The organism is Mesorhizobium sp. WSM4820, from assembly GCF_055811075.1.
This window is the reverse complement of record NZ_JBVVQN010000003.1, coordinates 129,328-141,162: the sequence shown is the minus strand read 5'-3', so window position 1 is coordinate 141,162 and position 11,835 is coordinate 129,328. Positions and strand designations below refer to the sequence as shown.

The 11,835-nt window shown below is 61.3% G+C and carries 10 protein-coding genes and 3 pseudogenes; 5 read left to right on the top strand and 8 right to left on the bottom strand.

Going from position 1 to position 11,835, the window contains the following annotated elements:
* From AC0L2R_RS06620 to AC0L2R_RS06610, 3 genes are all read left to right on the top strand, one after another.
* A partial coding sequence (locus AC0L2R_RS06620) for an OmpA family protein (protein WP_473508172.1) occupies positions 1 to 899 on the top strand: 899 nt, incomplete at its 5' end.
* A gap of 29 nt (positions 900 to 928) precedes the next feature.
* Entirely contained in the window at positions 929 to 1,402 is a 474-nt protein-coding gene (locus tag AC0L2R_RS06615) for a Rab family GTPase (RefSeq protein ID WP_036262255.1), read from the top strand.
* Positions 1,403 to 1,405: 3 nt separating this feature from the next.
* Positions 1,406 to 2,476 carry an adenylate/guanylate cyclase domain-containing protein gene (locus AC0L2R_RS06610; protein ID WP_091594753.1) on the top strand — a complete coding sequence of 357 codons (1,071 nt, stop codon included), beginning with the start codon at positions 1,406 to 1,408 and terminating at the stop codon, positions 2,474 to 2,476.
* A 9-nt stretch (positions 2,477 to 2,485) separates the two neighbouring features.
* On the opposite strand, the pseudogene AC0L2R_RS06605 reads toward AC0L2R_RS06610, so the two are convergent.
* Positions 2,486 to 3,212: pseudogene (locus AC0L2R_RS06605) on the bottom strand (amino acid ABC transporter ATP-binding protein).
* Positions 3,190 to 3,360: pseudogene (locus AC0L2R_RS06600) on the bottom strand (amino acid ABC transporter permease); the annotation flags it as partial. The pseudogenes AC0L2R_RS06600 and AC0L2R_RS06605, both read right to left, overlap by 23 nt.
* Between AC0L2R_RS06600 and AC0L2R_RS06595 the strand changes: the two are divergent.
* Together AC0L2R_RS06595 and AC0L2R_RS06590 are read left to right on the top strand one after the other, a co-directional pair.
* A complete protein-coding gene (locus tag AC0L2R_RS06595; RefSeq protein WP_329608250.1) occupies positions 3,328 to 3,615 on the top strand; it encodes a hypothetical protein in 288 nt (95 codons plus the stop codon). The pseudogene AC0L2R_RS06600 and the gene AC0L2R_RS06595 sit on opposite strands and share 33 nt — an antisense overlap.
* Before the next feature lie 198 nt (positions 3,616 to 3,813).
* Complete coding sequence (locus tag AC0L2R_RS06590) at positions 3,814 to 4,773, top strand: DMT family transporter (protein ID WP_473508170.1); 960 nt, start codon at positions 3,814 to 3,816, stop codon at positions 4,771 to 4,773.
* A 23-nt stretch (positions 4,774 to 4,796) separates the two neighbouring features.
* Here the strand turns inward: AC0L2R_RS06590 and AC0L2R_RS06585 are convergent, their stop codons facing one another.
* The 6 genes and pseudogenes from AC0L2R_RS06585 to amaB all read right to left on the bottom strand — a co-directional run bounded on the left by AC0L2R_RS06585 (position 4,797) and on the right by amaB (position 11,704).
* Positions 4,797 to 5,603, bottom strand: a complete 807-nt coding sequence (locus AC0L2R_RS06585) for an ABC transporter permease (protein WP_473491030.1) — start codon at positions 5,601 to 5,603, stop codon at positions 4,797 to 4,799.
* Positions 5,600 to 6,607 carry an ATP-binding cassette domain-containing protein gene (locus AC0L2R_RS06580; protein WP_473491031.1) on the bottom strand — a complete coding sequence of 336 codons (1,008 nt, stop codon included), beginning with the start codon at positions 6,605 to 6,607 and terminating at the stop codon, positions 5,600 to 5,602. The genes AC0L2R_RS06585 and AC0L2R_RS06580 overlap by 4 nt, the downstream gene beginning before the upstream one ends.
* 182 nt (positions 6,608 to 6,789) lie before the next feature.
* Positions 6,790 to 7,299 carry a superoxide dismutase family protein gene (locus AC0L2R_RS06575; protein WP_473491032.1) on the bottom strand — a complete coding sequence of 170 codons (510 nt, stop codon included), beginning with the start codon at positions 7,297 to 7,299 and terminating at the stop codon, positions 6,790 to 6,792.
* Between the two features lie 102 nt (positions 7,300 to 7,401).
* Positions 7,402 to 8,178 (bottom strand): sulfite exporter TauE/SafE family protein, encoded by a 777-nt coding sequence (locus tag AC0L2R_RS06570; RefSeq protein WP_473491033.1) that lies wholly within the window; start codon positions 8,176 to 8,178, stop codon positions 7,402 to 7,404.
* A 433-nt stretch (positions 8,179 to 8,611) separates the two neighbouring features.
* Positions 8,612 to 9,690: pseudogene (locus tag AC0L2R_RS06565) on the bottom strand (AI-2E family transporter).
* A 502-nt stretch (positions 9,691 to 10,192) separates the two neighbouring features.
* On the bottom strand, positions 10,193 to 11,704 hold the full coding sequence (amaB, locus tag AC0L2R_RS06560; RefSeq protein ID WP_473491036.1) for an L-piperidine-6-carboxylate dehydrogenase: 1,512 nt from the start codon (positions 11,702 to 11,704) through the stop codon (positions 10,193 to 10,195).
* Positions 11,705 to 11,835 lie beyond the last annotated feature (131 nt).

Here is an 11,835-nt window from a genome sequence, read left to right as displayed (position 1 = left end):
GTGACGCTCCCGACACCTGGATAGATCGGGCACGCGCAGCGGCCCGACAGCTTGAGGCAGGCGGACCGGTATTCGACTTCTCCAAGGTTCGCGATGTGAGCCCCGAAGCACGCGCGGCGGAGCACTGGCAGACTTATGTGTCGCGTCTTGAGGCCCAACCGGGAATCATCGTCGCCCAACAAAGGGCGAGTGGCGGACATTTCTACATTTCCGGCCTGAGAGATCCGCAGGCCGCCGACCCGCAGGCTCTGCTGTCCGGAACGGAGGTTGATCCGGCTCGCGTTCATTCGCAGTGGCAATTCTATCAGAGCCTTGATCCGAAGTTCGTGGTGAAGCGGCTGATGGCGTCGCTGGTCCCGCCGGATTCAGTACGATTTTCGATCATCAAGGATCGCATCGTTGTCGTGGGCGAGGCTCCTGCCGCCTGGATAGATCGGGCGCGGGTCGCCGCCCAACAACTGGCCGCGGACGGACTCTCTCTGGAAATTTCCGAGCTGCGCGAGGTGACCCCTCAGGAACTCACGCATTTGAGGGAGGCTATTCAAGCGGTCGACATTTTCTTCGATTCTGGCAAGGCTGTACCGGGACCAGAGCAACTGCCAGTTCTCGACCAATTGGCGAATCAATTGAAGGAATTGGCCAAGGACGCCCGCAAGGCAGGCGTAACAGCACAGTTCATGTTGACCGGCCATTCGGACGCCGTGGGCCGTGAGACGGCCAACGCGTCGATCAGCGCCGCCCGCGCCGAGACAGTTCGTGCGCTTCTCAAGAAGCGCGGCGTTGCTCCGGAATCGCTTTTGGTTCGCGGCGCGGGCACTTTTGAGCCGGCGGAGACTGAGAATAGCCGAACCGGGAGCTCCGCCAATCGCAGAGTTTCGGTTACGGTAAACTTCCACTAGGGCCCAGGTTATTGCAAAAAAAGATCTGCATGTTGGGCGGGTTCGCTGTCGGAAAGACGAGTCTGGTTCGCAGGTTTGTGCAAAGCATCTTTTCAGAAACCTACTTGACCACGGTGGGAGTGAAAATCGACAAGAAGAGTGTTGTACTGCCGGATAAAACCGTGGATCTGATTTTGTGGGATTTGGCCGGCGAAGACGATATCGGCTCATTCCGCGTCAGCTATGTGCGAGGTGCGAGCGGGCTCGTGCTTGTCGTCGATGGAACCCGCGCCGCTACTCTTGCCGTGGCGCTCACGCTGCGCGAGCGGGCCGAGGCCGAATTCGGCGCCATGCCGTTCGTATTACTGTTCAACAAATCCGATCTGGCCGATCGGTGGGCAATACCGGATAGTGAGATTAATGAACTGAGGCAACTTGGATGGCAAATCTATCTAACAAGCGCGCTTTCAGGTGAACATGTTGATGATGCATTTCGTCAGCTTGCTTCGATGGTCACCAAATAGACCATGCATGGATTGCCAAGAGAAGTCAAAAGCTGGATTTACGATTTCTTCTACAACGAGAACTCTGTCGCATATCTCAAAATTGACGCCCAGCTTTGCATCGCTGCGAAGGGCGGCAGTGTTGAACATTACGGCCTATCATCACTTTGCATTGGCAAGCCCGTTGCCGAGCAGCTTGCGTTCATGGAAGGTTTGCTGCCTTGCCCGGAGCTTCCATATCATATGGCCATGGTCGAACTGCCCAGCGGGCGTGTCGCGGACCTTCATCTTTTTGCTGGCAATGCCTGCGTATGGCTGCTCTTTCTTGACGCCACTGCCGAACGCGACAACAGGCAGCGGCTTCAACAGAAGGCTTATGAAATGACTCTCCTGCAAGAGAGGGAGCGTCAACTCAACGAAAAATTACAATTGACGAACGAGGCGTTGAGGCAGAGCCAAGAGGGATTGTCGCGTGAATACCAGCGCGCCGAAAGCCTGCTCCTCAACATTCTTCCGGCGTCGATCGCGGAGCGGTTAAAAGCGGACGAACAAATTGCAGACAACCACGCTGAGGTGAGTGTGCTTTTTGCCGACATCGTCGGCTTTACAGAAAGAGCGCGGAGCGTCGGAGCCGAGACGACGCTCGCTATGTTAAATTACTTCTTCAAGGCGGCGGATCTGCTCTCGGAACGATACGGCTGCGAAAAGATCAAGACAATCGGCGATTGTGTGATGGTGGTCGCTGGCCTGCCCGCCGCGCGATCCGATCATGCAGAAGCCCTTGCGCACTATGCACTTGAACTGCGGAAGGCGGTTAAGCTCGAACGCTTCGCGGGACAACCGCTAAGACTCAGGATTGGAATTCACTCAGGGCCAATCGTCGCGGGCGTCATAGGCAAAAGGCGGTTTGCCTATGACCTTTGGGGCGAGACCGTTAATCTCGCCGCACGTATTCAAACGTCAGCGGAGCCCGACGAAATCCGTATTTCGGATGCAACTCGCAAACTGCTTGGACCAAATTTTGCTTGCGACCCACTCGCGGAAACGGAATTGCGTGGTACAGGTCGTGTGCGAATGTGGCGGCTCCCGGCCTGATTTGCCGGGCTACTTCACGTCCGATTTAATAAACTGCTGCAGTTCCGGGTCTTCGGCCTGCCGAAGAGTTCCACCGAAGGCCCCTCTTCCCAGATCTTTCCGTGATGCATGAAAATCGTTGTGGTCGCCACCCGGCGGGCAAAACCCATCTCGTGGGTGACGAGCAGCATGGTCATTCCGTTACGGGCGAGCGTTTCCAGCACGTTCAGCACCTCCTCGGTCAGTTCCGGATCGAGCGCCGACGTCACCTCGTCGAACAGCATCACCTTGGGACGCATGGCGAGCGAGCGGGCGATCGCCACGCGCTGCTGCTGGCCGCCGGAAAGCTGGTCGGATAGGCGTCGAACTTCTCCGACAGGCCAACCATGCCGAGAACTTCCTCCGCAGTGGTTTGGCTTCAGCTTTCGACACCAATTTGACGATCCGCGGCGCCAGCATGATGTTTTCGCCCACCGTCAGGTGCGGAAAGAGATTGTAGCTTTGGAAGACGATGCCGACATCGGTGCGCAGCTTGCGCAACTCTTTCGGGTCTCGGCCAACGGCGTGGCCGGCAACTTCGATGCGGCCGGAATTGATCTTTCCAGTCCGTTGATGCAGCGCAGAAGCGTGCTTTTTCCGGAACCGGAGCAGCCGATCAACGCAAACACGTCACCCCGATTGACGACAGCGAGACGCCCTTGAGGACTTCGACAGCTCCGAAGCTCTTGTGGACATTATAAATAAGCACTTCCGGCATGGAGCCTCCTTTCCAGCAGACGCGACAGCTGGGACAATGGATAGCAGACGACAAAGTAGAGAGCCGCGACTGCGAGAAAAACGCGGAACGGCTAAAACGTCGCGTTGTTGATGAGTTGCCCGAGGCGGCGAGCGAGCCTTACGAAGCCGGCTGGGCGCGGGAAGCGATCATCTTCGTGCGCGCGCTGAGGTCGCCGGTCGGACGCGCCCCGACAGCCTGGGTCGAAATATCGCCCGACGGCATGCACTGGGTGCGCGAAGGCACAAGCCTGGAAATGCCAACCGCCAAGGACGGTGTTGCGGCTGCCCGTCTCGGCCATTTCGGCAACTGGCTGCGGCTCACCGCTCGTTTCGAAGAGGGTGCCGAAAGCACTGTTTTGGTTACGCTTCATCTCAAGGTGTGAGCCTGCTTCGTCTGAGGAGGCAGGCCTGTAGCCTATGCCTCTGTAGTGATCTCGCACCGGCCTCAAGGCGCGAGCAGCAAGACCCGCAATGGCTCACCTTTTTTGAATTCAAGGCGAGGAAGGTTGGTTAAACAGCTGACATTGCGGCTCGGCAAGGCGCAGCAATCTTGCTAAGATCGGCGGTGGGAGGAGACGGGCATGCAATCGCTGCCGATAGCCCATCCTGGCGTAGCCAAGACGACAGCCGACGCATCGCTTCCACTCGCCTATTCCACCGCGACGCTCTGCTGGCTCCTGTCCGCCGGCGTCTACATCGCAGCCAAGTGGGTCGCCCCCGAGTTGCCCCCTTGGGCGCTCTGCTTCTGGCGGCTGGCGCTCGCCTGCGCGATCCTGCTGCCTATCGTCCATCATCATCACGGGGCGATGCTCGCACTGATCCAGTCCCGGGCGATCGAGGTGCTGGCCATCGGCGCCATTGGGCTGACCCTCTGTCAGGGCATGATCTACACGGGCCTCAATTACACCGACGCGACGACCGCCGGCATCATCATGGCGCTGTCGCCGATCATGACCATGGTGCTTGCCCGCTTCGTGCTCGGCGAGCCCCTCGGCATCTGGAAGGCGCTTGGCGCGCTGCTCGCTTTGGTCGGGATGGTGGTGATCGTGGCGCGCGGCGACCTTACCGCCCTGATGCGGCTCCAGTTCAATCCCGGCGAGTTGTGGATCGTCGGCAGCGCGTTTTGCTGGGGCCTCTACACCGTGCTGCTGCGTCGCGCCAAATTCGCCATCGAACTGCTGCCGACGGTGGTCCTGCTGCTGGGGGCCGGCGCGCTGGCCGCACTGCCCCTCTATCTCTGGGAGCTGTTTTCCGGCGAGCGTTCGGCGCTGCATGCGAACGGCCTTCTGGCACTCGCCTATGTCGCTGGCCCGGGCGGCGCGCTGATGTATTACCTCTACAACCGCAGCGTCGAGACGCTTGGCGCCGGGCGCGCCAGCATGCTGCTCTATCTGCAGACTGTCTTTGTCGCCGTGCTCGCTTATCTTTTCCTAGGCGAAAGCTTGCACGACTACGACCTCGCCGGCGCCGCCTTTATCGTCGCCGGCCTGCTGCTCGCCACCGCGATCAAGCCGAGGCAGCGCACGGCTCATGTCGCGTAGGGATACCTCTCCCGCTACGCCTCTCACCTTCTGAGATACAGCCATAGTGTCGTCGGCGCCAGGATCGCGGTCAGCGCCACCGGCGCGATCAGGGCGAGGACGACCTGACTGAGTGTCGCCCCGCCACCCATCAACCCGCGCAGCGCCGTCGTCATCAGCGACACCGGATTGACTTCGACGAAGGCCCGCAGCCAGTCCGGCATGGTCCCGGGGTCGACCATGATGTTGGAGGCGAAGACGAGCGGGAACAGGAAGGTAAAGCCGAGCGTCATCACTGTGGTTGGCGTGCGGATCAGCAGGCCGAGCACGATGAATACCCAGCCCATGCCGAACCCTATGGCGATCAGCATGGCGAAGGCGGCAAGCACGCCGAGGATGCCGGCCTCCGGCCGGTAGCCGAGGATCAGCCCGATGATGAGAATGATCGAGCCGGCAATCAAATGGCGCAGGATGTCGCCCACCATCAGACCGGCGAACGGAGAGAGCGACCAGATCGGCAGCGATCGGAAGCGGTCAAACAAGCCCTTGCCGAGGTCGGTCGACAATCCCATGCCCGAATAGACTGCGTTGAACACCACGGTCTGAACCAGGATGCCGGGCAGGAAGAACTGCAGGTATTCGCCAGGCGAACCGGCGAGCGCACCGCCGAAGACGAAGGTGAACAGCAGCGTGAACATGATCGGAGTCATCACCAGGTCGAACAGCTGCTCCGGCACATGCTTGAATTTCAGCACCGCGCGCCATCCGAAGACCAGCGCGTTGGAAAGGGCTGATGGGGACCTCGGTCGGGCGACCCTTTGCAGCCGCTGCAGGGATGTTGTGTCGATCATGGCTTGTCGTCCTTCCGGCTTTCACCCAGGCTCGGCTGGCCCGTCAGCGCGAAGAAGACCTCCTCAAGGCTGGGTTGGCCCATGGAGAAATCCGACAGTTCGATGTCGGCAGCGACCAGATCGGCGAGCGCCTCGTTGGCGGCCTTCGCCGTGCCGGCAAGGACGGAGAGTTCGGCGCCCTCGGCACTGCGTTGGACAGGGTGCTCCAGCCGGCGTTCCAGGATCGACGCCGCCTGGTCCAGCCGCGCAACATCAGCGAGCGCGACATGGAGAAAACCGGAGCCGGTGGCCGCCTTCAATTCGCGGCTGGTGCCCTCGGCAATCTTCCTGCCGTGGTCGATGACGGCGATGCGTGCCGCGAGTTGATCGGCCTCTTCGAGATATTGCGTGGTGAGCAGGATGGTGACGCCGGCCTCGGCGAGGCCGCGGATCATGCCCCAGACATCCTTGCGGGCGTTCGGATCGAGGCCTGTGGTCGGCTCATCGAGGAACAGCACGCCCGGCGTGACGATCAGCGAGGCGGCTATGTCGAGCCGCCTTCGCATGCCACCGGAATAGTCCCTCACCTGCTTCGTCGCCGCGTCGGACAAGCCGAAAGCCGCGAGCAGGTCGTCCGCGCGGGCTTTCGCGGCGCGACCGCGAAAACCCCAGAGTCGGGCGAGCAGGACGAGGTTCTCCCGGCCCGTCAGGTCCTCGTCGAGCGAAGCGAACTGCCCGGTCATTGCGATTGCCGCACGGACCTCGTGCGGGGCCTGCACGAGATCGTGCCCCATCACGGTCGCGGAGCCGGCGTCGGGGCGCGACAGCGTCGCAAGCATCCGCATCAGAGTTGTCTTGCCGGCGCCGTTCGGACCCAGGATAGCGAAAATCATGCCGCGCGGCACATCGAGGTCGATACCATCGACGGCACGCAGCTTGCCGAAGGTTTTGACCAGGCCGCGGGCGGAAATGGCTGACTGGGCAAGGCCCGTGGCGGGCACACCCATAGGAGAAGTATCGTTCATGCAATCATCCGGCAGTCGCAAATGAAGGCCAACCTCGGCGCAATGGCTGCGTCGCCAGTTCCTCTGCAGGCGCATGAGCTTACCGTCTGGCTTATCCTCATGCCAGAGGCTCCGACCATCTGCCTGGCCGCCGAACTGTAGCGCCGGTCAGATCATCTATCGGCTACGCCCTTGGGGTTTTCTCACTCGATCACGGCACAGGCCTGACGTTTTCCGGCATCACCGGCAGGCTGGCTTTTGTAGTTGTCCTGCCCACCGTGGATCATCAATGCCTTGCCTCGTATCGCCGCTTCCCCACCATCCAGCTTGACCATGCTGTTGAAAACCTGAGCACGCAAAACCCCGTCGGCGCCGACCCGCTGATTTGGCATATCGCCCGCGTGCGGGCCTTTTCCGGCGAGATATCCATGTTCGGCTTTCGTCGGATTGAAGTGCCCACCGGCCGAGTCATGGCCGGTCTGATGATCGCACTTTCCGGTCTCATGAACATGGAACGCAACTGATTCGCCCGCCGGCAGTCCCGTCACCTCCAACTCTATCAGCACACCCTGCGCCGTCTCGGTCAGCGTGGCCGTTCCGTTCTTCTCGCCGGCCATGTTGACGAATTCGGCTTTCGCGGTCGCGGCGTCCTGAGCCGCTGCAGGCATCGCGACCGCCAGCGCCAACCCTGCTGTTGCAACCAATTTTCTCATCGACTCGGCCTCCGGTTGCCCAAGGCATCCAAACAACAACGGCGCCTATTCGTTCCATTTGGGAATTGAGTTTTTGTCTCCGGCACGGTCGATGTGCCTCTGTTACACCAATTCGAAGAGTTGCGCGGTTTGCCAGCCCGCCAGCAGTATGATGAGAGTGCCAACGAGCCTGAGAAGCGTCTTTTCTGCGATCGACTTCACCATCAATCCGGCCATCGGCGCTGCGATCACCCCGCCAAGGACCAAGCCGGCAACGGCGATCAGATTTTCTGCCAGCGCTCCTGCCTCCGCCCAATGGCCGGTCAATAACGCAAACAGGAAGGTCAGGGACACCGACAGCGTGGTAAGGAACTCGGTGGCATTTACCGTGCCAATCACGTAGCGGGGCGTCCCGCCAAAACCGAGAAGGCCCGTCGTCACGATGGGTCCCCATCCGCCACCCCCTGCCGCATCGAGAAATCCACCACCAAGCCCAAGCGGAGGCACCGCGGCTGCAGGGACCGGCTTGCTTGGTATCCGTCGGAAGGAACGGAACAGGAGCCAGGCTCCGACGAGCGCAAGATATGTGGTCACATAAGGCTTCATGATGGCCCCCTCAAACGAGGTGAGCACAAAAGCGCCGAGAACGCCGCCGAGCACGCCAAACGGCATCAGCCGCCAGAAAAGCTTCCAGTCGATATTGCGGTGATAGAGGTGAGCCGAACCCGAGGCCGCCGTGGTAAACAGCTCGGCCGCGTGAACTGAAGCCGAAGCATGTGCAGGAGACACGCCGAACCCCAGTAGTGTTGTCGAGCAAATCACGCCGTAGGCCATGCCGAGAGCGCCGTCCACAGCCTGAGCTAAAAACCCTACGATCGCAAAAAGAAGGAATTCTTGCATTTGGCTCTCCAACAAGGCGCGGATGTACTCGATAAAAGAGAAACCCGCCGCCTACAACGCATCTTCATGCTTCCACAACTCACCAAACGCCTGGCATCGATAATGGGACGACGAACGGGAAACTGTCCACCCGATCGACGCTTTTCTCCGCACCCGATCGAATGGACTGCGCCCCACCTCCTCTGGAGGTTTCACGGGTCGGCCGCAGACTTGCAACTCCACCCCATGAGGCCGGTTGGCGCATGACAGAAAGCCAACCCGCTTGCCTCGGCCAGCCTCGATTATTGGATCGACCTGCAAAGCTTCATCGGGGACGCGATGTCTTTGCTGCAGGTTCGGAGGGGTCGACGCCGGGGGTAAGCGCACCTTTCGCGAGTGATACGGCCTTCCACGTCTTTAGGCCTCGAATCGAACTCGTGGCACGTAGCGGTACTTATTCGCGACCAGGCGCGGCTCTCGACTGACGTGATGGCTTTGTGTCGCGCTTTGGCGTCAGTTCCGCCCCGGTTTGGTCGTTCAATCGTTTCTTGAGGATGTCAATGAGGCTGACGGTGACCGCAATCACCGCAGGGCCGAGGACGAGCCCGGATGCTCCGAAGAGGACGATACCACCGACAGCACCGACAAAGGCGATCACCGTGTGGAGCCGCAACCGATTCCCGACAAGTATTGGATAGAGCAGATTGTCGATGCCGGCGACGACCACGCCGCCCCAGACGGTCAGGATCGCTGCGCTCGCCCAAGCCCCTTCCAGGGCGAGATAGATCGCTGCCGGCACCCAGATCAGGAATGCGCCAAGCACCGGCACGATGGCAAGAAGTCCCATTGCCAAGCCCCAGAAGACCGGAGTGGGCAGGCCGAGCCACCAGAATATCAGGCCGCCCAGCGTTCCCTGCACAGCGGCGACAAGCACGGTGCCTATCAGGATCGCATGGACCGTCTCGGCAAGGCGGGACAGCGTGTATGCCGTCTCCGCGGTAGCAGGGGCGAGAGACGCTCGATCCCGCGCAGGGCGGATTCACGGTCCCGCAGAAAATAGAACAGCAGATAGAATGTCAGCACGAACATCACGGCCTGATTGATCGAGCCGCGCAACAGCGATGTGCTTTGTGCCGTCAGCCATTGAACAAATGCGGCGACCGTGCCGGCCGGATCGATTTGGTTCTCGATCCACTGGGCAACCGCCGAAAGCCTGGGATAGCCCGACATGAAGGCATCTGTGTTCCAGCCCCGGATGACCTCCTCCATATAGGTGGCGCCGTTTACCGTCTCGCGTACAAGCTGCTGGGCCACGAAGATGAGCGGCAGGCCGACCGCCACCGCCGCGATGCTGACAGACATCAGTGCAGCTAGGTTCTTGTTCCTGAGCCTTTCCTCGACCTGTCGATGAGCCGGATACAGGATGATTGCCAACACCACCGCCCAGGTCAGTGCGGGCAAAAAAGGCAACGCCAGGAGATAACAGACATACAGGCCGATCGCCGTCGCGGCGACGATGCCGAGCAATCTCATTTGCTTCATATCGGGCATCTGTTTCAGGTCGGGCATCTCTCGCCGCCTCGCAAACCAAGCGAGACTAGGGGATTTTCTGACAAAATGGCAGCTTCCGTCGTCGCACCCCCTACTGCCAAGCCGCTGTCGAGCGTGACGAAATTGGCCATTTCTCGGTCATTGGGCTGGCTAGGCCGGTTGGGCGCCCGTCCGCGCTGCCAGCACCACGACGGCCTGCCTGTCGTGGATGCTCTGACCTACGGCGGTTCTACATCTCGCTCGCGGCAGCGCAGCTTCACAGGGCCAAAAGAAAAAAAGGCCGGACTGTTAAAGTCCGGCCAGGCATGAAGGTTCAAAACCTCCAGAGGGGAACGCGCCGGACGCAATGGGAGGAAAACATCCGACGCAATGCTCATATGGGTCGGCACGGATGACGTTTCAACGACATGGGGTGGGCCACATCAGCCGCTCCATAGAGCCACCCGGGCTCATGGGTGCCGCCACAAGAGGAGCCCTGGCGTTCCTAATCGATGTCGAAGGACACGCCTTGGGCCAGCGGCAGCGCCTTGGAAAAGTTCACCGTGTTGGTGGCGCGCCGCATGTAAGCCTTCCAGGCGTCGGAACCGCTCTCGCGGCCGCCGCCGGTCTCCTTCTCGCCGCCGAAGGCGCCGCCGATCTCGGCCCCCGACGTGCCTATGTTGACGTTGGCGATGCCGCAGTCGGACCCGTCGACGCCGAGGAAGCGCTCGGATTCCTGCAGGTCGCGGGTGAAGATCGACGACGACAGCCCCGCTCCGACCGCATTGTGCTCGTCGAGCACGGCGTCGAAGTCCGAGTATTTCATCACGTAGAGGATCGGCGCGAAGGTCTCTTCCGTCACCGGCGAGACCTGCTCGGGCATCTCGACCAGCGCCGGACGAACGTAATAGGCGTCGGGATGGCCATTCTCGACCCGCGCGCCGCCGGTGACCTTGCCGCCGTGAACGGCGGCTTCCTTCAACGCATGCTGCATGCTGTCGAAGGCTGCCATGTCGATCAACGGTCCGACCAGCGCTGATGTCTCCAGCGGATTGCCGACAGAGACGCTTTCATAGGCCTTTTTCAGGCGCGGAACGAGTTGGTCGTAGACGCTCTCATGCACGAACAGGCGCCTGAGCGTCGTGCAGCGCTGGCCGGCGGTGCCCATGGCGCCGAAGGCGACGGCGCGCAAGGCCATGTCGAGATCGGCCGTCGGGCAGACGATGCCGGCATTGTTGCCGCCGAGCTCCAGCACGGCGCGGGCAAAGCGCTTCGCCAGCCGTGGACCGACATCCCTGCCCATGCGGGTCGAGCCGGTGGCCGAGACCAGCGGCACATCAGGATGATCGACCAGAATTTCGCCGACGGCGCGATCGCCGATCAGCACCGAAATCAAGCCTTCCGGAGCGTCGCCGAAACGTTCTGCCGCACGCTTGAAGATCGCCTCGCAGGCGAGCGCCGTCAGCGGTGTCTTTTCCGACGGCTTCCAAACCACCGCGTCGCCGCAGACCAGCGCCAGCGCGGCGTTCCACGACCACACCGCGACCGGGAAGTTGAAGGCCGAAATCACGCCGACGACGCCCAGCGGGTGCCAGGTTTCCATCATGCGATGACCCGGGCGCTCGGTGGCGATGGTCAGGCCGTACAATTGCCGGGAGAGGCCGACGGCGAAATCGCAGATGTCGATCATCTCCTGCACTTCGCCGAGCCCTTCGGACGGGATCTTGCCGACCTCGATCGACACCAGCCGGCCAAGCTCTGCCTTGTGCGCGCGCAGTTCCTCGCCTAGCAGCCGCACCAATTCGCCGCGCTTCGGCGCCGGCACCAGCCGCCATGCCTGGAAGGCTTTATGCGCCCTGTCGATGGTCTCTGCCGCACCGGCCGGTGAGATCGTCTTCAGCGCGGCGATCTGCTCACCTGTCACCGGGCTGCGCACGATGAGATCGCCGCCTGAAAGCGCAGCCTCGGCAACGCCCAGTTTCGCCAGCAGCCCGGCTGTTTCCTTCGCAATCGTCATTTTCTTTCCCTTTCAGACCCGTCGCTCAACTATGCATGTCGCCCAAAAGCATGCCCTCGGGCCTGACCCCAAAGTGCGCAGCGGTTTTGGGACATGCACCCTTGCACCATGCCGTCCCTGCACCGATCGGC

What these genes read in the sequence shown, in the direction of transcription:
- AC0L2R_RS06570 (WP_473491033.1), bottom strand. Translation starts at nt 8,178, where the DNA reads ATGCAAGAATTCCTTCTTTTTGCGATCGTAGGGTTTTTAGCTCAGGCT.
- AC0L2R_RS06585 (WP_473491030.1), bottom strand. Translation starts at nt 5,603, where the DNA reads ATGATCGACACAACATCCCTGCAGCGGCTGCAAAGGGTCGCCCGACCG.
- AC0L2R_RS06580 (WP_473491031.1), bottom strand. Translation starts at nt 6,607, where the DNA reads ATGAACGATACTTCTCCTATGGGTGTGCCCGCCACGGGCCTTGCCCAG.
- AC0L2R_RS06575 (WP_473491032.1), bottom strand. Translation starts at nt 7,299, where the DNA reads ATGAGAAAATTGGTTGCAACAGCAGGGTTGGCGCTGGCGGTCGCGATG.
- amaB (WP_473491036.1), bottom strand. Translation starts at nt 11,704, where the DNA reads ATGACGATTGCGAAGGAAACAGCCGGGCTGCTGGCGAAACTGGGCGTT.
- AC0L2R_RS06615 (WP_036262255.1), top strand. Translation starts at nt 929, where the DNA reads ATGTTGGGCGGGTTCGCTGTCGGAAAGACGAGTCTGGTTCGCAGGTTT.
- AC0L2R_RS06610 (WP_091594753.1), top strand. Translation starts at nt 1,406, where the DNA reads ATGCATGGATTGCCAAGAGAAGTCAAAAGCTGGATTTACGATTTCTTC.
- AC0L2R_RS06590 (WP_473508170.1), top strand. Translation starts at nt 3,814, where the DNA reads ATGCAATCGCTGCCGATAGCCCATCCTGGCGTAGCCAAGACGACAGCC.